The organism is Lactobacillus sp. ESL0263, assembly GCF_003692845.1.
Taxonomy (GTDB): Bacteria; Bacillota; Bacilli; order Lactobacillales; family Lactobacillaceae; genus Lactobacillus; species Lactobacillus apis.
This window is the reverse complement of sequence record NZ_REHL01000004.1, coordinates 753230-774947: the sequence shown is the minus strand read 5'-3', so window position 1 is coordinate 774947 and position 21718 is coordinate 753230. Positions and strand designations below refer to the sequence as shown.

Here is a 21718-nt window from a genome sequence, read left to right as displayed (position 1 = left end):
GTGAATCTATGGAACCGATTAATAAATTTATTTCTGCAAAGAATCATCCAGCAGCTAAAAAAATTGACCCAGCTCAGATTAGGCAACAAGTTTTAGCTGAACCGGCTGTCAGTCAGTTCATTAGCGCTCATCAGGACAAAATAACGGATGAAATGATTGATAAGAGCATGTCTGCTCTTTTTGAATTTTATTTGTTTCAACAAAATAAAAAGGATCCAGTCACACAGGGCTTTAAACCGAAATTGATTCTAAATACTAATGCGATTGATATTACTTATGTTCCTGAAGACAGTAAGATTGAACATGATCGGGAAGTTAGTGCCAGAAAGAATCTGCGTTTAATTGATCTGCCAACCAGTTTGCATGATGTTAAACTCAGTCAAGTTGAGATAACGCCTGAAAGAAAGCAAGCAATGGCTGATATTGGTCAATTCTTGAGTGCCTACTCTAAGAATATTCATCAAAAAGGTCTATTTTTATCAGGTAGTTTTGGAGTAGGTAAAACTTTCATTCTTGCTGGCTTGGCAAATTCACTTGCAATGATGAATAAGCGTGTTGTTTTCATGCATGTGCCTAATTTCATTGCTGGTCTTTCAAGTCATTTTAATGATAATAGCCTGCCGGAAGAGGTACAGCGAATTTCAAATTGTGATGTACTAATTTTGGATGATATTGGTGCTGAAAATCTCAGTCAGTGGTCTCGTGATGAAGTTTTAGCAGTAATCCTGCAATCCAGGATGGACAATCAATTGCCGACTTTCTTTTCTTCCAATTTCTCAATGGACGATTTGGAAGAACATTTTAAGGAGACTAAAAATGCAATAGATCCAGTTAAAGCTGCAAGACTAATGGAAAGAGTACGGACTTTGGCTAAAGAGGTCGTTGTTTCTGGTCCTAATAGACGACGCTAAATTAAAAAAAGGTTAAACCAAAAAGCACTTAACTAAAAAGTGCTTTTTGTGATTTTTATTAAAAAAGTTCTTGCAAAAAAATGGTAGATATGTATAATTATCTTAATTGAATGAACATGATGCAGCTCAAGTCAGAGAGAATCACATTATTCTGGAAGTGGTTCAATGTAGATGTACCCCACTCATTCAAACTTAAAAAGTAATTAAAATGGGTGAGTTCCATTATCAACTTAATTTGAGAAGTTAGATTCGTATATCTGACTTGAAATTTGGGTGGAACCACGCTAATAACGTCCCAGTGCAGTGATGCACTGGGGCGTTTTTTTATATTTTCGGAGGTATAGATGAGTTTTTCAGTTATTTTGCCAGATGGATCAAAACGTGATTTTGATCAAGCAATTACAATTAGTGATTTGGCACATGGTATTTCAACATCACTAGGAAAAGCAGCACTTGCTGGTAAAGTAGACGGACAATTACAACCGGTTGATTATCAACTCGATCGTGATGCTAATGTAGCAATTATTACTGATAAAGATGAAGAAGGCTTGAATGTCTTACGTGATACAGTAGCATTTGTTTTTGAAGCAGTTGCTAAAAAAGCATATCCAGAATTACGTTTTGGTGAACATGCTGCAGGCGAAGACGGCTTTTTTGTTGACACCGATAAGGAAAATCAAATTAAAGTCAATGAGTTACCTGAACTTGAAAATGCTGTTAAGAAAGCAGTTAAAGCAGGCGAAAAAATTGAAAGTGTTGTTATGCCTAAGGCTGAATTGGAAGAAATCTTTAAAGATGATCCATTCAAGCTTGAGTTATTGAGTCAAGAAGCAGGCGATGAAGTTAAGGCATACAAGTTAGGTGACTTTGTTGACTTTGGCTTTGCCGCACTTTTACCAAACACTGGCAAGATTAAACAATTTAAGCTTTTATCTGTTGCTGGTGCATATTGGAAGGGCAAGTCATCCAATCCAATGCTGCAAAGAATCTCAGGTACAGCATTCTTTAAGAAAGCAGACTTGGATGCAGATATTAAACGCCGTGAAGATATTAAAGAACGTGATCACCGGACAATCGGACGTGATCTTGACTTATTCTTCGTTGATCCTAAAGTTGGTGCTGGCTTACCATACTGGATGCCAAAGGGTGCAACTATTCGCCGTGTTGTTGAACGCTACATTATTGATAAAGAAGTTGCCGATGGCTATCAACACGTATATACCCCGGTTTTGATGAATGTTGATGCATATAAGACTTCTGGACACTGGGCACACTATCGTGATGATATGTTCCCACCAATGGATATGGGTGATGGTGAAATGCTTGAATTACGGCCAATGAACTGTCCTTCACATATTCAAATTTACAAGCACCATATTCGATCTTACCGTGAATTACCAATCAGAATCGCTGAATTAGGTATGATGCACCGGTATGAAAAATCAGGTGCCTTATCTGGATTGCAACGTGTTCGTGAAATGACTTTGAATGATGGTCACACTTTCGTTGCACTTGAGCAAGTTCAAGAAGAATTTACTAAGATTCTGAGACTAATCATGGAAGTATATAAGGACTTCGATATTACTGATTACTACTTTAGACTTTCATATCGTGATCCAAAGAACACTGAAAAGTACTTTGCAAATGATGAAATGTGGGAAAGAAGTCAATCAATGCTTAAGAAAGCAATGGATGACATGGGACTTGAATATGTTGAAGCCGAAGGTGAAGCAGCCTTTTACGGTCCTAAACTTGATATTCAAACCAAGACTGCTTTAGGTGCGGATGAAACCATGTCAACCATTCAACTTGACTTCATGTTGCCAGAACGCTTCAACTTGTCATACGTTGGCCAAGATGGTGAAGAGCACCGTCCAGTTATGATTCACCGCGGAATTGTTGGAACAATGGAACGTTTCATTGCTTACTTAATTGAAATTTACAAGGGTGCGTTCCCAACTTGGTTAGCACCAGTACAAGTAGAAGTAATTCCAGTTAACCTTGATGCACACTCTGAATATGCGAAAAAGGTACGCGATAAACTTAACAAGCGCGGCTTTAGAGCTGAAGCAGATTTAAGAAATGAAAAATTGGGTTACAAGATTCGCGAGTCTCAAACCCAAAAGATTCCATATACCTTAGTTTTAGGTGATGAAGAAATGTCTTCTAACAGCGTTAACGTTCGTCGTTACGGAACTGAAGAAGAAATTGTAAAGAGTTTTGACGAATTTATTGCAGAAATTGATCAAGATGTTAAGTCATACTCAAGAAAAAAATAGGTAGTTAGAAATTGAAAAAGTATTTATCGATAAATCAAAGATTATAGGGTGACAACATAAACATTTAATTTTTTAATATACTGGAACTTTGCAAGTCGGGTAACAAACGTAGTGTTGACGGGGATGCACTTTTGATTTTTTAAATCAATTGATAAGAAAAGTATGATGTGTTTTTGTTGATCGAACACAAAGGAGCATTTATATGTCAATGATAGAATTCCACGACGTGCAAAAATATTATGGTAAATTTCACGCCTTACACGATATTAATTTAGAAATAGACAAAGGTGAAACGGTCGTTTTAATTGGTCCTTCGGGGTCAGGTAAGAGTACGCTAATTCGGACAGTAAATCGATTAGAATCGATTCAAGGTGGAAAGCTGATTGTTAATAACCAAGATTTATCCAATCCTAAAACGGATTCCAATCGTTTACGTCAAGATGTCGGCATGGTTTTCCAGCATTTCAATCTTTATGCAAACAAAAATGTACTAGAAAACATTATGTTAGCACCAAGAATAGTTAGTCATATGCCTGAAGAGGAAAACAAAAAGCAGGCGATGGAGTTGCTAGACATGGTAGGTCTTGCAGATAAGGCCCAAAACATGCCTGCACAGATTTCTGGTGGACAGAAGCAGCGTGTTGCGATTGCTAGATCCTTGGCAATGAAACCTAAGTTATTGTTGTTTGACGAGCCAACTTCTGCACTTGATCCTGAAATGATTGATGACGTTTTGCAAGTTATAAAAAAGGTAACCTCTGCAAGCGAAATGACATCATTGATTGTTACGCATGAAATGGGCTTTGCTAAAGAAGTGGCTAATCGCGTGATTTTTATGGATCAAGGACATCTTGTTGAAGATGACGAAAGTATAGCCTTCTTTAAGCAACCTAAGACAGTGCGTGCACAACAATTTTTGAGTAAAATTATTTCGCACTAAGGGGGATGGCATGATGAAGAAAATTATCTGGCCAATTGCTCTATTATTTAGTGCATTAATGCTCACTGGTTGCGGAAAAAGCGTAACAGATCAATCCGCTTTAAAAAATGTTCGTTCGTCTAACACAATTACTTGGGCCGTTGAAGGTGACAAAAAACTTTTCAGTCTAATTGATATTCGTGATGACCAGGAAAAGGGTTTTGATATCGATATGGCTAAAGCCATTACTAGAGAGATTTTGGGGCCAAAGGGCCAAGCAAGATTTACTTTAGCAACATCACAATCAAGAATCCCACTTTTGAAAAATGGTAATGTTGATGCAGTAATTGCAACTTTAACGATTACGCCTGAGAGAGCCAAAATCATTAGTTTTTCTAAGCCATATTTTAGGGCTGGTAAATCATTGCTGGTTAATAAGGACTCTAATGTTAAAAGTGTTCGTGACCTAAATGGTAAAACTGTGATAGGAATTGTAGGTGACAACTCTGTCGAAGTAATTAAAAAAGTTGCTCCTAAAGCTAAAGTTGTTGCAATGCAAGATTACGGTCAAGCTGTTTCTGCCCTTAAGTCACATCAAGGTGACGCCCTAACTAGTGATAATGGTATTTTGTATGGACTGGCCGCTCAAAGTGCGGGTAGTTTAGAAGTAAGAGGTGGCACTTTTACGAAAGAACCTTATGGTATTGCGGTTAACAAAAATCAGGAACCTTTCCACCGCGCAATTAATCGCGCAGTTGATAAAATCCAACGCAGCGGCGAATATAATCGCTTAATTAAAAAGTGGTTTGGACAAGTTCCTGGTTTCAACTATAAGGAGATGTATTACAAATGATCAACATATTAAATCACTTTAGTAACGAACTTTTTGTAGGTTTTGGCTGGACACTTTTAGCTAGTTTTTTAACCTTAGTTTTCAGTTTGATTTTCGGTATCTTAATTGCTTTGTTAGAAGTAATTCCTCATAAAGTTGCTAACAAAATTGGACGTGGTTATGTAGAAATTTTTCGTAATATTCCTCTGTTGATTATTGTGATGTTTTTCTACCTGATAGTTCCAAAGTATATTATCCAATTAAATGGTTTCACAGCAGGTACAATCGGATTGTTTCTCTATACTTCAGCTTTTATTGCTGAAATAATTCGTTCCGGTATTCAATCAGTATCTGGTGGTCAAATGGAAGGTGCCAGATCTACTGGCATGACTTACAAACAGGCAATGCAGTACATCATCTTGCCGCAAGCAATGAAGATTGTCATTCCACCATTAGGTAATCAGTTCGTTAACCTTATTAAAGATTCCTCAATTTTAGCCTTTGTAGCTGGCTTTGATTTAATGTATCAAGCCAATGCAATTGCATCCGTAACTTTTGACACAATGAATAGTTACTTCATTATTGGAGTCCTATATTTAATCATCACGATGCCGTTAAGTTACTACATGCGGTATCTTGAAAAGAAATTAGCGTAGGGAGGCGACTGATATGCAAACATGGATAGACGCATTATCTTGGCTAAACTTTGGCTTCTTGCTTAAAGGTTTGGCTGTTACATTATATATTTCATTAGTATCGATTGTTTTAAGTTTTATTTTGGGCTCAGTATTAGGGATAATACGGTATTCAAAAATCAAATTTATTTCAGCCGCTGTTGGCTTTGTAATTGATTTGGTTCGTAACCTTCCTTTATTGTTAATTATTTTCTTTACTTATTTTGGAATGCCTAAAATTGGCTATCGACCTAGTGCAATCACTTCGGCAATCATTGCAATGACAATTTTTGAATCTAGCATGCTAGCCGAAATTGTTAGATCTGGTATACAGTCAGTTTCAGAGGGTCAAATGGAAGGAGCAAGATCGACGGGGATGAGTTTTGTTCAAGCATTGTGGCACATCATACTGCCACAGGCATACCGCCATATGATCCCAACGATTATTGGACAATTTGTATCTCTAATCAAGGATACCTCTCTTGCCACAATTATCGTTGTTCCAGAATTAATGCAACATGCTCAGGTCATCTATGGTCAAAATGCTAATTACATTGTTCCAATGTTTGCAGCATTAACCTTGCTGTATTTTATTATTTGTTTTACACTTTCAATGGCAGGAAGCTATTTGCATAAGCACATGGCTAGTTAACAATTTTGATTTTTTGATAAAAGGTCTTTCCTCAGGACTAAGAACATTTTTAAACAGATTATATTGACTAATTGAATACTAACGCGTATAATCACATTAGTTGAGAACAAGAAGAAGCTCCCGCTTCTCGCCTATGTTAAGTTGACCTCTGGGCTAATCGATATTTTCTGTTGATTAAAGGCGGGTACGTTTTACCCGCCTTTTTCTTGTCCTCAAATTAACACGGAGGTGAAGAATTATACCAAAGAATTTGATATTAAACGATCAAATACGTGCTCGTGAAGTTCGTTTAATTAATGAAGATGGTGAACAAGTTGGTGTTGTAACAAAGACTGAGGCTTTACGCCAAGCCAGTGCTGCAAGTTTAGATTTAGTTCTAATTTCGCCTAATGCCAAGCCACCAGTTGCCCGCATTATGGATTACGGTAAATACCGCTTTGAACAACAAAAGAAGGTTAAGGAATCTCGTAAGAAATCTAAGACCATCAGTGTCAAAGAAATCCGTTTGAGCCCAACAATTGAAGGCAATGATTTTAACACTAAATTAAAGCACGCTCAAAAATTCCTCACTAAAGAGGGAGCAAAAGTTCGTGTTTCAATTAGGTTCAGGGGTCGAGCTATTACTCATAAGGAATTAGGTCGCGAAGTATTGGAAAAGATGGCTGAAGCCACTTCGGATATTGCTACTGTAGTAAGTAAACCGAAAATGGAAGGTCGCTCAATGTTCTTAATGCTTGCTCCCAAGAGTGATAAAAAGTAAATTAGTTAATTTGGAGGAATTAGAAAATGCCTAAAATGAAAACCCACCGCGCTTCTGCAAAGCGTTTCAAGAGAACAGGTTCTGGTCAATTAAAACGTCATCACGCTTTTACTGGACACCGTTTCCACGGTAAAACAAAGAAGCAACGTCGTCATTTGAGAAAGGCTGCATTAGTTTCACGCAGCGACTTGAAGCGCATCAAACAGATGCTCTCTCAAATGCGTTAATTAATTGTAAGAGACGATATTTAGGAGGAATTTTAGATGCCAAGAGTTAAGGGTGGAACTGTTACACGTAAACGTCGTAAGAAGGTTATGAAGCTTGCCAAGGGTTACCGTGGCGCAAAGCATATGCAATTTAAGGCTGCAAGTACACAATTATTTGTATCTTACAGATATGCATTCCGTGACCGTAGAAGACGCAAGAGCGACTTTAGAAAATTATGGATTGCCAGAATCAATGCAGCTGCAAGACAGAATGATATTTCATATTCTAAGTTAATGCACGGCTTGAAAGTAGCTGGTGTTGACATTAACCGTAAGATGTTAGCTGATATTGCTTATAACGATTCAAAGACCTTTGCACAATTAGCTGAAACAGCTAAGAAGGCTTTAAATTAATTTAAAAATGGCGCATTGGCGCCATTTTTTTATGTCAAAAATTATCACTTTACTGAATTTTTTTGATATATTAGATGAGTGAAAACTTAAATAAAGGGGAAGTTGAATGTTATTCAGGCCACGTTATACAATTGATACGATTTATCATTTAGATACTGATGTGCTTCAACAAATGAATGTCAAAGCAGTTTTTTCAGATTTAGATAATACATTACTTGCATGGAATGAATTTGAGACTGCCAAAAAAATGGATGAGCTCAATCAACGTTTGGCCAAAGCTGGCATCAAATTGGTTGTAATTTCCAATAATAATGCAGAAAGAATCGGTAAGGTTCTAAACCCATATCAAATTGACTTCGTTGCGAAGTCAAGAAAGCCACTTCCTTTTGCGATAACTAAAAAAAGAGAACAACTTGGTTTGGCAAAAGATCAGGTAATGATGGTTGGCGACCAGTTGATTACTGATATTCAGGCTGGAAATTTGGCCGGTGTAGAGTCAGTTTTGGTGAAACCATTGGTTGAAACAGATAAATGGAATACTCGCATTAATCGCTTCTTAGAAAAAATAATTTTTTTCTTTTTAGCAATTTCGCATAAAGTTACCTTTAAGGAGACATTAGAAAATGGATGATGAGTTAATTTGTATCGGTTGTGGAGCAAAGCTACAATCAACTGATCCAGAAGAAGCAGGTTTTTTACCAGCTCAACGTTTGAAGAAAGCTATCGAAAACCAAGACGAAGACAACGATACATATTGCCAACGCTGTTTCCGCTTGCGTCATTATAATGAAATTATGCCTGTTAATGCAGATAACGATGACTTTTTAGCACTGCTAAATTCATTGGCAGAAAAAAAGGCGTTAATTGTTAACGTTGTTGATTTATTTGATTTTACTAATTCATTATTATCTTCTCTTAAACGTTTTATCGGTGATAATGACTTCATTTTAGTAGGAAATAAATTTGATTTATTCCCGCTAAATTCTCGCCAAAGCAAAATTAAAGATTGGATGCGTCAAGAGGCTAATCGAGTTGGCCTATTTCCAAAGAAAATCTTTTTGGTTAGTGCCAAAAAACAAAAGAACTTAGAAACTTTAATTTCGTATTTAGATAAAGCTTCTAGAACAGAAGATGTATACTTTGTTGGTATGACTAATGTTGGAAAATCAACTTTGTTAAATGCAATTATTGACCAAATGGGTGACATTAAGAATCTAATTACAACTTCTCGTTTCCCTGGAACTACATTAGATAAAATTGAAATTCCGTTGGAAAATGGACACTTTTTAGTTGACACTCCAGGTATTATGACTGAAAATCAGTTGGCAACGCGGTTAAATGCTAGTGAATTAGCAGTTATTTCACCACAAAAACCATTGAAACCTATGACATACCAATTAAAGCCAGGTAATACATTATTCTTGGGAGGACTTGGGAGAATAGACTTTATCAAGGGTGATCCGGCTAGCTTTACAGTATATGCGGCGCGTGGATTATACATTCATCGCACCAAGACTGAGAATGCTGATGCTTTTTATGAAAAGCATGTTGGTGAATTGCTGAATCCACCAGAAAAAGAAACTGATCTTCCCGAACTAAAAGGGCAAGAATTTCATACTTCAAGTAAAAGTGACTTGTTATTTGGTGGTATAGGCTTTGTAACTGTGCCGGCAGATTGTTTGGTTAAGATTTATACTCCTGATAAAATTGGTTTAGGTATTAGACGTGCACTAATTTAGAGGCAAAAATGATCGCTATTGCTAAGGATTTAGGAAAAATTCCGTCAGTTGAAATTAAAGAAGAAAAAATAGAGCCTAAGAAGAGTAAACAAATTGGAATTTTAGGTGGAACATTTAATCCAGTACATTCGGCTCATTTAATAGTAGGTGAACAGGTATATAATAAGCTTCACCTCGATGAAGTTTGGTTTATTCCAACTAATATTCCGCCTTTGAAGGATTCTCCAACTGTTTCACCGCAAGATCGTGCTAATATGTTAGAATTAGCAACTCAGGACAATCCTCATTTTCAGGTGAAGTTATTTGAACTCTATCGAGGTGGAGTTTCATATACAGTCGATACATTGCGATATCTACATGAAACTCAACCTGAAAATCATTATTACTTGATTATGGGCAGTGATCAGGTAAATAATTTCAACGAATGGAAAGAACCGACTAAAATTGCGCAAATGGCAACCTTGGTTGGAATTAAACGCGCGGGCTATCCCACTAAAGCAGAATTGCCAATGATCTGGGTCGATGTGCCAAGCTTAGATGTCAGTTCGACCTCAATACGCCAAACTATTGCAATGGGTGGTTCAATCAGGTATCTTGTACCTGACACAGTGAGAAACTATATACAAAAAAAGGAACTATATCATGAGTGATTTATTTTTTAATGAAACGTACTCACCGCTATCTAGCGCTGAAATAGTTGCTAAAGAAAGAAGCAATATGGATCAAAAGCGTTTTACCCACTGTGTAGGAGTGAGTGAGACGGCTCGTAAGCTTGCTAAACTAAATGGTTATGATGAGGATAAAGCCGCACTTGCTGGCTTTATTCACGATTATGCCAAGCAAGTGCCAGTAGAAGAATTTCGACAAGTAATTAAAAACCAGGGATTTGATCAGGATTTGCTTAATTGGGGTCCTGCAATCTGGCATGGAATAGTTGGTACTTACTTTATTGAACGTGATTTAAAAATTACTGATGCGGAAATATTAACCGCTGTTCGACGTCATACAACTGCTGATACAGAAATGACCACCTTAGATAAGATTGTTTATATGGCTGATTATATTGAGCCTGGACGAGATTTTGCGGGTGTTGAACAAGCACGTGATGTCACCTATGCCAACTTAGATGAAGGTGTAGGCTATCAACTTGCACATACACTTGAATATTTAGTCCATAACAGAAGTAAAATTTATCCACGCACTTTAGAAGCATACAATGTGTGGAGTGTCAAAAAGCAATAAGGAGAAAAATTGACTAGTAAAGAAATCTTAGCTTTTACATTAAAAGCAATCAGTGACCGCCATGGTGAGGATACTGCTGCATATGATATGCAAGGATACAGTATTTTAGCTGATTATTACGTTGTTACCAGTGCAGGTTCTAATAGACAGTTGCACGCAATTGCTAATGCAATTATTGATGAAGCACATAAGGCTGACTTCTATGATTATCGAGTTGAAGGAAGTAGCGAATCAAATTGGCTCCTTTTAGATTTAGGTGATGTAGTCGTCAATGTCTTTACTGAAGAAGCCCGAGACTTTTATAATGTTGAAAAACTATGGGCAGATGGTAAAAAATTAGAGTTAGAGGAAGATTAGCTGCTAATGAGTGTTGTTGGGATCATTGCTGAATACAATCCCTTTCATAGTGGACACGAGTTTTTGATGAATCAGGCTCGCTATCTGGCAGGAGACAAAGATCCAATCGTGATTGTTATGTCAGGTAACTATGTTCAAAGGGGCGAAATGGCAATTATGGATAAGTGGGCGCGCGCTAGGGCTGCGCTTGAAAGTGGTGCGGATTTAGTATTTGAACTACCATTTTCAACTGCGGTTCAACCAGCAGACCTCTTTTCGCTTGGAAGCATCGACCAATTAGTTAAAGTTGGTGTTACTGACTTAGTTTTTGGCGTTGAAGATGCAACCCAAAATTTTGCTTATTTAGGAAGCAAAATTGCAGAAATTCCACAAAGTCATATGGACTTTAATGATTACAGTCAGACATATTCAACACAGTATAATCAAATGGTTGCACGTGAAGTTGGGCATGAAGTTAATGAGCCTAATGCAATTTTAGCGTTGGCCTATGCTGTTGCAAATCACAACTTAGGTACACCTTTAGCACTGCATCCAGTTAATCGAATTGGTGCTGGGCATGATGATTTGTTACAAAATAATGGTGTAGTTCAAAGTGCGAGTGCAATTCGCAATATTATTTTGCATAACAAAATAGATTCGGAATTAGAGCAATGGATGCCCAAAAAAGAAGTTCAAATGCTTGATGCCCAAAGCGAGTATCCAAACTGGAATATATTGTTCCCATTTTTAAAGTATCGACTTGAATCTACTAGTGTAGAAGAACTACGTCAAATATATCAAATGAGTGAAGGCCTTGAATATAAAATGAAACAAGAGATTCACTTGGCTCATGACTTTACTGAGTTTTTACGTAGAATCAAATCGAAACGGTATACCTATGCGCGTTTGAGAAGATTATGCTTGTATACTTTACTGAATGTAAGTCAAGACGATATGATTGAAAGCTTTAACCATGAGTCGTTGTTACTACTTGGCTATAGTAAGCTTGGGCGCAATTATTTGAAGCAAATTAGAAAAGATACTTCTGCCAATATTATTTCAAAGGTTGATCAGAACAATGCTAAGCATGGCTCATTAGGTTTACAGGTTCGCGTTGATCGTTTATTTGAACAAATAATGCAGAAGGATCAAAATTTTGGCCGTCGTCCGTTGGAGGTTTAGAATGCTATCAATTAACTTTTCACAAATCAAAAATAGTAATGAAGTTTTGACGAAGATTGATCAGGAAGTTCAAATGAGGCCAGAATTTTTTGACCGGAGCAAAAACTTGGTTGATCAAGTAAAAAAGGTGCAATTAACTGGTTCACTTTTTTACAATGAACCGTATGTAACTGGCGATTTTCATGTTAAGGCTTCCTTGGTTGTTCCGTCGAGTCGAAGTTTAGAACCTGTCGATTATCAACAGGACTTTCGGTTTACGGAAAACTATACTGATGAAGAAGTACCGAAGGAAAAGATTGATGAAAGTGAAATTCCAATCGTTAAGGTTGAAGATGATTTAATCGATTTGCAGACTGCAGTCGAAGATAATATTATTCTTAATATTCCAATCACAATTTTGACACCTGAAGAAGAAAAAGAAGATATCTATCCTCAAGGCAATGGCTGGTCTGTTATTTCAAAAAGTGATTATGACCAAGGAAAGAAAAATCAAGTTAATCCCGCATTTGCCAAGCTTAAATCCTTGCTTGAACAGGATGAACATGATAAAAATAATAAGCAAAAATAAAAATAAGTAATGCAAAAACTTTGAGTTAATCTTAACTCAGTTTTTTAATCTTGTTTTAAAACCACTTTTAAAGTATGCTTATCTTAATTAAAAGGTTTTAACTTGATTTAGCATTTGATAGTTAATATAAAGGATGATAAAAATGGCAAAAATTTTAATTGTTGAAGATGAAAAGAACTTAGCTCGTTTTGTGGAGCTAGAATTAAAACATGAAAAATATGATACTGTTGTTGAGAGCAACGGCCGTAAAGCATTGGATTTGGCTTTGAAAGAAGATTTTGATGCTATTTTACTTGACCTAATGTTGCCTGACTTAAATGGTCTTGAAATTGCTCGTCGTGTTCGTCAAGTTAAGAGTACACCGATAATTATGATGACTGCACGTGATTCTGTAATTGATCGTGTTTCTGGTCTAGATCATGGCGCAGATGATTACATTGTTAAACCTTTTGCCATTGAAGAATTGTTAGCTCGTCTACGTGCCGTTTTACGTCGTGTCAAGATTGAAAAAGATGCGTCAGATGATACGGTTGAAAAGAAGGTAGTTAAGTTTAAGGACTTAACAATTGAAACTGCAAATAGAATTGTTCGTCGCGGGGATGGTAAAGCAGTTGACTTAACCAAACGTGAATACAATCTCTTGATGACTTTAATTAAGAACAAGAACAACGTGGTTAGCCGTGATCAACTACTTTCTAAGATTTGGGGACCAGGTTCAAACATTGAAACTAATGTTGTTGAAGTTTATGTTCGTTACTTGCGTAATAAGATTGACATCCCAGGTCAACAATCATATATCAAGACTGTTCGTGGTACCGGATATATGGTAAGAGATGAAGATGATGAAAAGAAGTAAAGTCAAAGGTAAAAAAGAGACCAAGCACTCATCGTTAATTGTACGCTGGGTCAGTATCGTTGCTTTAACGATCATGGTCTCTTTTATTGTATTTTCAGTTGTTATTTACTCTGTTGTTGGACAGCAATCGTTGGTGCAGCAGAAAAAAACTTCGACTGAAATGGTTGTTAAGCTAAATGAGAGCTTAAATAGAATCCCACATGAATTACAGATTTCCAATGTAGTTCCTGCTCTAACTCCATCAACCAGAAATGTTTTAGAAGGCAATCCGCCTATTACTAATGATGACCATCCTGGAAGTGCATTTAATGATGACCTCCTTTCATCACTAACGAATCCTGATTTGAGTGTCGTTGTTTATAACTTGGAAAAAGAAGACGTTTTTGATAACGGTGGACCAATCCCTAAGTTTAAGCATATTAAGGGTGATTATTCGATGGAGAGCGTCTATGTTAAGGGCCATCGGCGACAAATTATTACCTATCAGAAAGTTAGAGCAGCACATAGTGGTAAACTCACAGGCTATATTGTTGTTGCCAACAAGATGTCTTACTACAATGAATTGATGCACGATCTACTTAAATGGATGGTACGGATTTCCGCTATTGCAATTGTGGTCTTTATTTTGATTTCGTACATGATTGTGCGCGGCGTTGTTCGGCCAATCAAAGAAATGTCTAAGGTTGCCCGTGAAGTTAATGCAGATCCAAATAGCACTGCTCGAATAAGAAGCTTTCACCGAAATGATGAGCTGCAAGAACTTGCAGTTTCTCTGAATCAAATGCTTGATCGAATGCAGCGCTACATTGACCAACAAAAAGAATTCGTTGGTGACGTTTCACACGAGTTGCGTACACCAGTTGCGGTAATTGAAGGGCATTTGAACTTGTTAGAACGGTGGGGCAAAGATGATCCAGAAATTCTGGAGGAGTCAATCAACGCTTCATTACAAGAAGCTAAGAGAATGCAGCATCTAATTCAAGAAATGCTCGACTTAACCCGTGCGGAACAAATCAATGTGCAGTATCCAAATGCCGTAACAAACGTTGCAGATGTTTTGAAGCGTGTCGCTGGTGATATGGCCATGGTCCATCAAGACTTTTCAATTGGCTTGGAAATGGATGATTTACCACAGGATACTGAAATTCAGATTTACCAGGGACACTTGGAACAGTTGCTTGTCATTTTGGTTGATAATGGAATAAAGTATTCAACTACGCGAAAAGAAATTAATATTTCTGCCGGTTTGGCCCAAAATGACGTACATATTATCGTACAAGACTTTGGTGAAGGTATCTCTAAAGAAGATCAAAGCAAAATTTTCAACCGTTTTTACCGTGTTGATAAAGCTAGAACACGTGAAAAAGGTGGTAATGGTTTAGGTCTGTCGATTGCACAAAAACTGGTTAACAGTTATCATGGTAAAATTAGTGTTGAATCAGTCGAAGGTCAGGGGAGTCAGTTTATTATTGAGTTCCCAGCCCTCACAAAGAAGCAGGCACAAGTTTTGCGTGAACGCGCTCAAAGTAAAAAAGAAGCAGAATAATAGAAGAATATCTGAAACAGCAAAAGGAAAGCTTTTGCTGTTTTTGTTTTAGCTAAATTTAGGTAAGTAAAAAGGCTAATTCTATGTACTGGAATTAGCCTTTTAGGAATTCTATATTATTTAGTAAAAATCTTGAGTCATCATTATTTATGATGCTTTTGTTGTTTACCTTTATTACGGTTGCGCAAGTTTTCGTGCAATTCCTTTTCTTTTTCAGAGACAGCTGAACCTGAAGTTTTTTGATTTAGTAATTCATCAATTTTCTCTTTCGTTACAATCGCCTTAATTGGTTCGTTCTTAAGGTGTTCATCAACGTCCTTCTTAACTTTTGGCATGATGATAAAAGTAACGATCAACTGTTGAATGACCGAGAAAAAGTTTCCGGCAGCCCAGTATAAAGCTACTGAACCAGAAACGGATAGAGAAATAAACAAAGTCATGATTGGGTTCATCAACATCATTGATTGCATTTGTTTCTTTTGCTCTTTAGGGACACCGATAATTGATAGGTATCCTTGGATGAAAGCAAACAGTGTTGCAATGATGGTAACCGAAATGGATCGTTCACTAAGTGAGATACCAAAGAAAAACGAGTTTGCCAGTGGTTTGGAATACATTACGGCTTGATAAATTCCAATCATGATTGGGAATTGAATAATCAAAGGCAAGCAACCCATACCGCCTGTTAAAGAAATGTTGTTTTGCGAATAAAGTTCTCTTTGCCAGCCTGCCAAAGTCATTTGTTGGTCTTGAGTTAAATCTTTCCGCTTCATTGCGTCCTGGATTAACAGCATTTGAGGCTGAACTCGCGTCATTTTTTCCTGTTGTGTAGTTGATTTCTTTTGTTGGTTTAGCATTAAAGGTAGAAGAACTATTCTAACAACTAACGTCATTAAAATGATTGCCCAACCTGCGCCATTTGCTCCACCAATCATGTGCGAAAATGACAACATGATATTTTGAAGTGGTTTCCCAATAAAGCGATAAATACTGCCATAGAAAAAGCCTGTAGGAGGCTTAGTAGCAGCATTACCATTTTGAGCACATGCTGTAACAGTTAGCATGACCACAAAACAAAGAGCAATTAATCCAATATATTTACGAAATTTTTTCATTAAATTCACCAAGTTAGTTTTTTAAAAAGTCAATACTTAATATAATACATGAAAACCATGGAGTTTGGCTACATCTGTCAGTTTTTCTTTTTTTATTGTAGAAATACGTGCAGAAGGTGAAACATTACGAGGCAGTTCCTTGATAAATTGATTGACGCAATCAAGGTTAGTCTGTAAAGTAATGGTGACTGTGCTGTCGCTATTATTACATACGTTACCAGCAATATTCATCTGCTTGGCAAGGTTCATAACACTCCAGCGAAAGCCAACACCTTGGACAATACCAGAGGCAGTCAACTGCCACGTTTCAACTGGTGAGTCAGTCGTTTTATCACTATTGTGGTTGTGATGATTAAATAAGCCCATAATGATTTTCCTTTCTAAAAGCATATCATCTTGATTTTACCATTTTCTTCATCGAATATTACAATTGTCAGGTACTAAATCTAAATAAAAAGAGGACAAATAAATGGAACAAATTACTTCGGTAAATAATCAACTTATTAAAAGTTTAGCTAAACTAAAGCAAAAAAAGTATCGTGAGCAAACCGGTACTTACATGATAGAAGGTTTTCACTTAATAGAAGAGGCACTTAAAGCAAAGCTAAGTTACGTTTATTTACTAGGAACAGAAGATGCTTTGGAACGCGCAGAAGAGGAATTAAATGTAGATTTAAGCGCCAAAAACGTTTTTTTGATAAATACAGCAATTACACGAAATTTAACTAGCACTAAAAATTCACAAAGTATTTTTATGGTTCTTAAGATGACTCAACCGAAGAACTATTCATTTAACTTTGGTAAGTGGGTATTGCTTGATAATCTTTCTGATCCTGGCAATGTGGGTACAATTATCAGAACTGCTGACGCTGCTGGCTTTGATGGTGTTATTTTGTCACCTGAAAGTGTTGACCTATATAATCCTAAAACACAGCGTGCAATGCAGGGTAGCCAGTTTCACCTTAATTTAATAGTTAAACCACTATCCGAAGTAATTAATGAATTGAAGTTAAATTCTATTCCTGTCTATGCCAGCTTATTAGACAAAAATGCGAAGCAATTACCAGAATTTGAGCATGTTGCTCAATTGGGCTTGGTAATTGGGAATGAAGCACACGGGGTAAGTGAAGAAGTGGCTGACATTTGTGATGAAAAGCTCTATATTCCGATTAAAGGTCAAGCAGAATCACTTAATGCTGCAGTTGCGGCTGGAATTATGATTTATTATTTTGCCTAGGTCTGGTACTTGTTTCTAGTAAGTGTTTTTTTTATAATAAATTCATGACATTGCTTTGCTGTAGGAGGAAAGTAGGATGGCTTCAAGTAGTAAAACCAAGGAAGGTACTGACTATATTGGCACAGACAACGAGATGTGCCAGCACTATATAAATGCATTTCAAATAATTGGTAAAAAGTGGAATGGCTTAATAATTAGTTCCCTCTGTGCCGGAAATTACATGCGCTTTAAAGACTTAACACGTTGTGTCAGAGCCTGTTCTGATCGTGTTTTGGTTGAACGTTTAAAAGAACTAGAAAAAGAAGGGATTGTTAAGCGATCAGTTGATAGTGATACTAAAATTATTTCTTATGGTTTAACGAGAAAGGGTGCAGATTTAAAGCCAGCTTTAGACAAAATACATGATTGGGCCGACAAGTGGGTCTAATTTTTAATAATTGCTTGCATGTTTTAACAAAAAGAATTATTCTAATAGTTAATTACATGGAGTAAGACTAGTAGCAGTAATCGTTTATTGCAGAGAGACTTTTTTATTAGCTGAAAGAAAAGTCTAAATAGAGCTGTGAATTTCATCTTACTAGTAGGATTTAATCAATTCCGGTATTCACCGTTATCGAAGACTTGAGTGTAGACTCTCTTTGTGAGTCTAAACCAGGGTGGTACCGCGAAGCTTCGTCCCTTGATATGAGGGACGGAGCTTTTTTGTTTGAAAGGAAAAATTATGGATTTGTTTGAGAAGCTACAAGAACTTCGCGACCAAGGATTATCAGAAATTGATAAAGCAAAAACCGAAGAAAAGCTAAACGATGTACGCGTTAAGTTAGTAGGTCGTAAAAGTGAATTAACTGAAATTTTGCATTCAATGAAAGATGTTGAACCTGAAAAAAGACGTGAGATTGGTCAAAAGGTCAACAAAGTGCGTGATCTGTTTAATCAAAAATTAGATGATGCCAAAAATGAAATTGTTGAAAAATTGGTCAAGGAACAACTGGAAAAGGAAGCAATTGACGTGACGCTTCCTGGACGTGAGGAGCACATTGGCACTAAGCACCCAATCAATATTATTTTGGATGACTTAGAAAAGTACTTTATTGGCATGGGTTTCAAGGTAGCACAGGGTCCTGAAATTGAAACTGATCACTACTGTTTTGAAATGATGAACTTACCAAAGGATCATCCAGCACGTGACATGCAGGAAACTTTTTATATTGATTCAGAGGATTTGCTTCGCTCGCAAACTTCAGGTGATCAAGCCCGTGAATTAGAGAAGCATGACTTTTCAAAAGGTCCACTTAAGATGGTAGGGCCTGGTAAGGTATATCGTCGTGATGATGATGATGCAACGCACTCACACCAATTTATGCAAATGGAAGGCTTAGTAGTCGATAAAAATATTACAATGGGCGACTTAAAAGGCACATTGGAGTTAATGGCTAAACATGTTTTTGGTCAAGACCGCGAGACACGCCTTCGTCCTAGTTACTTCCCATTTACTGAGCCATCAGTTGAAATGGATGTTTCTTGCTTCAATTGCAATGGTAAAGGCTGCTCAATTTGTAAATATACTGGCTGGATTGAAGTTTTAGGTGCCGGAATGGTTCACCCTAATGTTCTGGAAAATGCTGGAGTTGATTCTAACGTCTATGGTGGTTTCGCCTTCGGTGTAGGATTAGACCGCTTTGCTATTCTTAAATATGGCATTGATGATATCCGTGACTTCTATACTAATGATGTTCGTTTCTTAGAACAATTCAGCAAGGAGGAAAGATAATGTTAGTTTCATATCAATGGTTACAAGATTTTCTTAAATTAGACCAAGAGCCACATCAATTAGGTGAAAAAATCACCCGTACTGGGGTTGAAATTGCTGAAGTAAAGCATCCTGAAGAAGGACTTAAGAAAATCGTTGTCGGTCACATTATCGATTGTGAGCCAATCGAAGGCACGCACTTGAACCTAACTCATGTTGATGTTGGTGAAGAAGAACCTCATCAAATCGTCTGTGGTGCTCCAAATGTTGCTGCAGGTGAGGATGTTGTTGTTGCACTGCCAGGTGCGCGTATTGCGGATAACGTTAAAATTAAAAAGGGTAAGTTGCGTGGATACGAATCCAATGGTATGATTTGTGGCTTACAAGAGATAGGTTTTGCTGATAATCTCGTTCCAGAAAAATACGCTGATGGTATTTTTGTCTTCCCTCAAGATGCTGACGTAAAACCTGGTCAGGATGCTTACGAACCTTTAGGAATGGATGACTATATTTTTGATTTTGATATCACACCTAACAGGGCAGATACATTATCAATGGAAGGTGCTGCTTATGAAGTAGGTGCAATCGTTGATGAACCAGTTAAAATTGAAAATGTCACTTTAAAAGCAGACGGCGAATCTTGGACTGACAATTTCACTGCCGAAGTTGACCCTAAGCTCGCACCAAAATTTAATTTGCGTAAAATCAGTGGTGTAAAGGTAGCAGATAGTCCTCTTTGGATGCAAAAGAGACTTTGGAATGCTGGTATTAGACCGATTAATAATGTCGTTGATGTGACAAACTACATCATGCTTTTAACTGGTCAACCAATGCACACTTATGACGCTCGTGCATTTGAAACCAACAAGTTAGTAGTAAGAAAAGCAAATCAAGGTGAAAAGTTAACTCTTCTAAATGACAAAGAGATTGACCTTGATGAAAATGATATCGTTATTACTAATGGTGAACGTGTTGTCATGATGGCCGGTGTTATGGGTGGCCTTAATTCAGAAATTGAGGATGACACAACCGATGTTATTTTGGAATCAGCAATTTTTGATCCAACTCTAATTCGCAAAGCAGCTTTACGTCATGCTAATAGAACTGAAGCTTCAAGTCGTTATGAAAAAGGTGTTAACTGGGATGCTACTGAGCGTGCGCTCGACATGGCAGCTTTACTTCTTCGTAACAATGCTTCTGGTACAATTGACGAAGGTGTGATTACTGCGACTGATGAAAAACGTCAACCTGACGTTATTCACACTACTGTTTCTTATTTAAATAAAGTGCTGGGAACAGAAATTTCGAATGATGAAGTAGGTCATATCTTCGATCGACTTAACTTTGAATACGAACTTGATGGTGATAATCTAACAGTCAATGTACCTGCAAGAAGATGGGACGTTTCTATTCCAGCAGACTTGGTTGAAGAAGTAGGTCGACTTTATGGTTATGACAAGATTAAATCAACTCAACCAGTTTTAGCGGAAACACATGGGGGTTATTCTGAAACAGAGGAAACAATTAGGAGAATTAAAGCAGTTGTTCAAGGTCAAGGACTAATTGAGGCAATTTCATATTCACTGACTTCTCCTGAAAAGGCTGTTTCATACACTCACAATCCCCAAAAATTAGTTCAAGTACAAATGCCATTAAATTCAAGTCGTTCAACTTTACGTCAAAACTTAATGACTGGATTAGTTGATGCGGCAAGTTATAATATGGCACGTAAACAAAATCAGCTTGCACTTTTTGAACAGGGACGAGTATATGATTTTGAAAACGACACATATAATGAGCACGAACATTTAGCTACGCTATATTCTGGGAATGTCTATTTCGATAACTGGCAACATGAAGAAGAACAAATTGATTTCTTCTATGTCAAAGGACAATTAACCAACTTGTTTAAAGCCATTGGTGTTAATTTAAGTAAAGTCGAATACAAAGCAGAAGAAATCGAAGGAATGCATCCAACTAGAACAGCTGGTATTTATATCGATGGTCAATACGTTGGAATGATTGGAATGATTAGTCATGCTATAACCAGAGCAAGCAAGGCATTAAATGGCAGTGAGATTTATGGCTATGAAATCGATCTTGATACTTTAGTTCCAATGATTATTAGTCCTAAGACTGTTTCTAAAAATGCACCTAAGTTCCCGGCAATTGAGCGTGACCTATCAATCTTGGTTGAAGAAAGTGTCTCTAATCAAGCCATTGAAAATGTCATCAACGATAATGGTGGCAAGTTCTTAGTTAATTTACGTGTTATTGATGTATATCAAGGTGCTCATATTGATGAAAATAAGAAGAGTTTGGCTTACCGTCTTACTTTCCTTAATGAACAAGACACCTTGACTGATGAAGTAGTTAACAAAGCGATGGCTGCGATTGATGCAGAACTGAAGGAACAACTTGGTGCTGAAATTCGGTAAAGGTTGACTTTGGAAGTAGAAATCAATATCATAAACCAGTGCAAATAGAATTTTAACTTTAA

Annotated in this window: 24 protein-coding genes and 2 other annotated features; of the genes, 22 read left to right on the top strand and 2 right to left on the bottom strand. The window is 37.1% G+C overall.

The genetic code is table 11. The features are described from left to right. Positions 1-8 precede the first annotated feature (8 nt). From dnaI to F5ESL0263_RS05595, 18 genes are all read left to right on the top strand, one after another. On the top strand, positions 9-911 hold the full coding sequence (gene dnaI, locus F5ESL0263_RS05680; RefSeq protein WP_122035503.1) for a primosomal protein DnaI: 903 nt from the start codon (positions 9-11) through the stop codon (positions 909-911). A gap of 344 nt (positions 912-1255) precedes the next feature. Next, entirely contained in the window at positions 1256-3190 is a 1935-nt protein-coding gene (gene thrS, locus F5ESL0263_RS05675; protein WP_122035501.1) for a threonine--tRNA ligase, read from the top strand. Positions 3191-3392: 202 nt separating this feature from the next. Beyond that, positions 3393-4130 (top strand): amino acid ABC transporter ATP-binding protein, encoded by a 738-nt coding sequence (locus F5ESL0263_RS05670; RefSeq protein ID WP_046307278.1) that lies wholly within the window; start codon positions 3393-3395, stop codon positions 4128-4130. A 10-nt stretch (positions 4131-4140) separates the two neighbouring features. Continuing rightward, positions 4141-4962, top strand: a complete 822-nt coding sequence (locus tag F5ESL0263_RS05665) for a transporter substrate-binding domain-containing protein (protein ID WP_370448840.1) — start codon at positions 4141-4143, stop codon at positions 4960-4962. Further along, positions 4959-5597 (top strand): amino acid ABC transporter permease, encoded by a 639-nt coding sequence (locus F5ESL0263_RS05660; RefSeq protein ID WP_046307274.1) that lies wholly within the window; start codon positions 4959-4961, stop codon positions 5595-5597. Before F5ESL0263_RS05665 ends, F5ESL0263_RS05660 begins: the two co-directional genes overlap by 4 nt. A 13-nt stretch (positions 5598-5610) precedes the next feature. Then, on the top strand, positions 5611-6267 hold the full coding sequence (locus F5ESL0263_RS05655; protein WP_122035497.1) for an amino acid ABC transporter permease: 657 nt from the start codon (positions 5611-5613) through the stop codon (positions 6265-6267). Positions 6268-6369: 102 nt separating this feature from the next. Further along, positions 6370-6480 (top strand) — a sequence feature (ribosomal protein L20 leader region). Positions 6481-6517: 37 nt separating this feature from the next. Continuing rightward, positions 6518-7027 carry a translation initiation factor IF-3 gene (gene infC, locus F5ESL0263_RS05650; RefSeq protein WP_122035494.1) on the top strand — a complete coding sequence of 170 codons (510 nt, stop codon included), beginning with the start codon at positions 6518-6520 and terminating at the stop codon, positions 7025-7027. 26 nt (positions 7028-7053) lie between these two features. Further along, entirely contained in the window at positions 7054-7254 is a 201-nt protein-coding gene (gene rpmI / locus F5ESL0263_RS05645; protein ID WP_046307267.1) for a 50S ribosomal protein L35, read from the top strand. A 36-nt stretch (positions 7255-7290) separates the two neighbouring features. Beyond that, entirely contained in the window at positions 7291-7647 is a 357-nt protein-coding gene (rplT, locus tag F5ESL0263_RS05640) for a 50S ribosomal protein L20 (protein WP_046307264.1), read from the top strand. 106 nt (positions 7648-7753) lie between these two features. Further along, on the top strand, positions 7754-8278 hold the full coding sequence (locus F5ESL0263_RS05635; RefSeq protein WP_122035492.1) for a YqeG family HAD IIIA-type phosphatase: 525 nt from the start codon (positions 7754-7756) through the stop codon (positions 8276-8278). Next, positions 8271-9386, top strand: a complete 1116-nt coding sequence (gene yqeH / locus F5ESL0263_RS05630; RefSeq protein ID WP_122035490.1) for a ribosome biogenesis GTPase YqeH — start codon at positions 8271-8273, stop codon at positions 9384-9386. Before F5ESL0263_RS05635 ends, yqeH begins: the two co-directional genes overlap by 8 nt. Positions 9387-9397: 11 nt before the next feature. Beyond that, positions 9398-10036, top strand: coding sequence for a nicotinate-nucleotide adenylyltransferase (locus tag F5ESL0263_RS05625; RefSeq protein ID WP_199724307.1), 639 nt, complete (start codon positions 9398-9400; stop codon positions 10034-10036). After that, positions 10029-10628, top strand: a complete 600-nt coding sequence (gene yqeK, locus F5ESL0263_RS05620; RefSeq protein ID WP_122035486.1) for a bis(5'-nucleosyl)-tetraphosphatase (symmetrical) YqeK — start codon at positions 10029-10031, stop codon at positions 10626-10628. Before F5ESL0263_RS05625 ends, yqeK begins: the two co-directional genes overlap by 8 nt. Positions 10629-10637: 9 nt before the next feature. After that, positions 10638-10985, top strand: coding sequence for a ribosome silencing factor (rsfS, locus tag F5ESL0263_RS05615; RefSeq protein WP_074425066.1), 348 nt, complete (start codon positions 10638-10640; stop codon positions 10983-10985). A 6-nt stretch (positions 10986-10991) separates the two neighbouring features. Then, positions 10992-12146: a nucleotidyltransferase gene (locus tag F5ESL0263_RS05610; RefSeq protein ID WP_122035484.1), complete on the top strand. Its 1155-nt coding sequence runs from the start codon at positions 10992-10994 to the stop codon at positions 12144-12146. Position 12147: 1 nt separating this feature from the next. Beyond that, positions 12148-12714, top strand: a complete 567-nt coding sequence (locus tag F5ESL0263_RS05605) for a DUF177 domain-containing protein (protein ID WP_109715641.1) — start codon at positions 12148-12150, stop codon at positions 12712-12714. Between the two features lie 142 nt (positions 12715-12856). After that, positions 12857-13570: a response regulator transcription factor gene (locus F5ESL0263_RS05600; protein ID WP_046307250.1), complete on the top strand. Its 714-nt coding sequence runs from the start codon at positions 12857-12859 to the stop codon at positions 13568-13570. After that, entirely contained in the window at positions 13548-15116 is a 1569-nt protein-coding gene (locus F5ESL0263_RS05595) for a HAMP domain-containing histidine kinase (RefSeq protein ID WP_122035482.1), read from the top strand. The genes F5ESL0263_RS05600 and F5ESL0263_RS05595 overlap by 23 nt, the downstream gene beginning before the upstream one ends. A 143-nt stretch (positions 15117-15259) precedes the next feature. Here F5ESL0263_RS05595 and yidC read toward each other — a convergent pair whose 3' ends face one another. Together yidC and F5ESL0263_RS05585 are read right to left on the bottom strand one after the other, a co-directional pair. Next, positions 15260-16231 (bottom strand): membrane protein insertase YidC, encoded by a 972-nt coding sequence (gene yidC, locus F5ESL0263_RS05590; RefSeq protein WP_122035480.1) that lies wholly within the window; start codon positions 16229-16231, stop codon positions 15260-15262. A 36-nt stretch (positions 16232-16267) separates the two neighbouring features. Then, positions 16268-16621 carry an acylphosphatase gene (locus tag F5ESL0263_RS05585; protein WP_370448838.1) on the bottom strand — a complete coding sequence of 118 codons (354 nt, stop codon included), beginning with the start codon at positions 16619-16621 and terminating at the stop codon, positions 16268-16270. A 79-nt stretch (positions 16622-16700) separates the two neighbouring features. Between F5ESL0263_RS05585 and F5ESL0263_RS05580 the strand changes: the two genes are divergently transcribed. From F5ESL0263_RS05580 to pheT, 4 genes are all read left to right on the top strand, one after another. Continuing rightward, positions 16701-17468: an RNA methyltransferase gene (locus F5ESL0263_RS05580; RefSeq protein ID WP_122035476.1), complete on the top strand. Its 768-nt coding sequence runs from the start codon at positions 16701-16703 to the stop codon at positions 17466-17468. A gap of 76 nt (positions 17469-17544) precedes the next feature. Continuing rightward, the gene (locus tag F5ESL0263_RS05575) at positions 17545-17895 is read left to right on the top strand and encodes a helix-turn-helix domain-containing protein (protein ID WP_046307240.1); all 351 of its coding nucleotides are present in this window, start codon (positions 17545-17547) and stop codon (positions 17893-17895) included. A gap of 48 nt (positions 17896-17943) precedes the next feature. Further along, positions 17944-18151, top strand: a binding site (T-box leader). 38 nt (positions 18152-18189) lie between these two features. Continuing rightward, positions 18190-19239, top strand: coding sequence for a phenylalanine--tRNA ligase subunit alpha (gene pheS, locus F5ESL0263_RS05570; protein WP_122035474.1), 1050 nt, complete (start codon positions 18190-18192; stop codon positions 19237-19239). Further along, positions 19239-21656: a phenylalanine--tRNA ligase subunit beta gene (pheT, locus tag F5ESL0263_RS05565; RefSeq protein WP_122035472.1), complete on the top strand. Its 2418-nt coding sequence runs from the start codon at positions 19239-19241 to the stop codon at positions 21654-21656. The genes pheS and pheT overlap by 1 nt, the downstream gene beginning before the upstream one ends. Positions 21657-21718: the final 62 nt, after the last annotated feature.

What these genes read in the sequence shown, in the direction of transcription:
- rpmI (WP_046307267.1), top strand. Translation starts at nt 7,054, where the DNA reads ATGCCTAAAATGAAAACCCACCGCGCTTCTGCAAAGCGTTTCAAGAGA.
- thrS (WP_122035501.1), top strand. Translation starts at nt 1,256, where the DNA reads ATGAGTTTTTCAGTTATTTTGCCAGATGGATCAAAACGTGATTTTGAT.
- F5ESL0263_RS05655 (WP_122035497.1), top strand. Translation starts at nt 5,611, where the DNA reads ATGCAAACATGGATAGACGCATTATCTTGGCTAAACTTTGGCTTCTTG.
- F5ESL0263_RS05575 (WP_046307240.1), top strand. Translation starts at nt 17,545, where the DNA reads ATGGCTTCAAGTAGTAAAACCAAGGAAGGTACTGACTATATTGGCACA.
- yqeH (WP_122035490.1), top strand. Translation starts at nt 8,271, where the DNA reads ATGGATGATGAGTTAATTTGTATCGGTTGTGGAGCAAAGCTACAATCA.
- F5ESL0263_RS05660 (WP_046307274.1), top strand. Translation starts at nt 4,959, where the DNA reads ATGATCAACATATTAAATCACTTTAGTAACGAACTTTTTGTAGGTTTT.
- F5ESL0263_RS05605 (WP_109715641.1), top strand. Translation starts at nt 12,148, where the DNA reads ATGCTATCAATTAACTTTTCACAAATCAAAAATAGTAATGAAGTTTTG.
- F5ESL0263_RS05665 (WP_370448840.1), top strand. Translation starts at nt 4,141, where the DNA reads ATGATGAAGAAAATTATCTGGCCAATTGCTCTATTATTTAGTGCATTA.
- yqeK (WP_122035486.1), top strand. Translation starts at nt 10,029, where the DNA reads ATGAGTGATTTATTTTTTAATGAAACGTACTCACCGCTATCTAGCGCT.
- dnaI (WP_122035503.1), top strand. Translation starts at nt 9, where the DNA reads ATGGAACCGATTAATAAATTTATTTCTGCAAAGAATCATCCAGCAGCT.
- F5ESL0263_RS05595 (WP_122035482.1), top strand. Translation starts at nt 13,548, where the DNA reads ATGAAGATGATGAAAAGAAGTAAAGTCAAAGGTAAAAAAGAGACCAAG.
- F5ESL0263_RS05600 (WP_046307250.1), top strand. Translation starts at nt 12,857, where the DNA reads ATGGCAAAAATTTTAATTGTTGAAGATGAAAAGAACTTAGCTCGTTTT.
- yidC (WP_122035480.1), bottom strand. Translation starts at nt 16,231, where the DNA reads ATGAAAAAATTTCGTAAATATATTGGATTAATTGCTCTTTGTTTTGTG.
- F5ESL0263_RS05585 (WP_370448838.1), bottom strand. Translation starts at nt 16,621, where the DNA reads ATGCTTTTAGAAAGGAAAATCATTATGGGCTTATTTAATCATCACAAC.
- pheS (WP_122035474.1), top strand. Translation starts at nt 18,190, where the DNA reads ATGGATTTGTTTGAGAAGCTACAAGAACTTCGCGACCAAGGATTATCA.
- F5ESL0263_RS05635 (WP_122035492.1), top strand. Translation starts at nt 7,754, where the DNA reads ATGTTATTCAGGCCACGTTATACAATTGATACGATTTATCATTTAGAT.
- F5ESL0263_RS05670 (WP_046307278.1), top strand. Translation starts at nt 3,393, where the DNA reads ATGTCAATGATAGAATTCCACGACGTGCAAAAATATTATGGTAAATTT.
- F5ESL0263_RS05580 (WP_122035476.1), top strand. Translation starts at nt 16,701, where the DNA reads ATGGAACAAATTACTTCGGTAAATAATCAACTTATTAAAAGTTTAGCT.
- rplT (WP_046307264.1), top strand. Translation starts at nt 7,291, where the DNA reads ATGCCAAGAGTTAAGGGTGGAACTGTTACACGTAAACGTCGTAAGAAG.
- pheT (WP_122035472.1), top strand. Translation starts at nt 19,239, where the DNA reads ATGTTAGTTTCATATCAATGGTTACAAGATTTTCTTAAATTAGACCAA.
- F5ESL0263_RS05610 (WP_122035484.1), top strand. Translation starts at nt 10,992, where the DNA reads ATGAGTGTTGTTGGGATCATTGCTGAATACAATCCCTTTCATAGTGGA.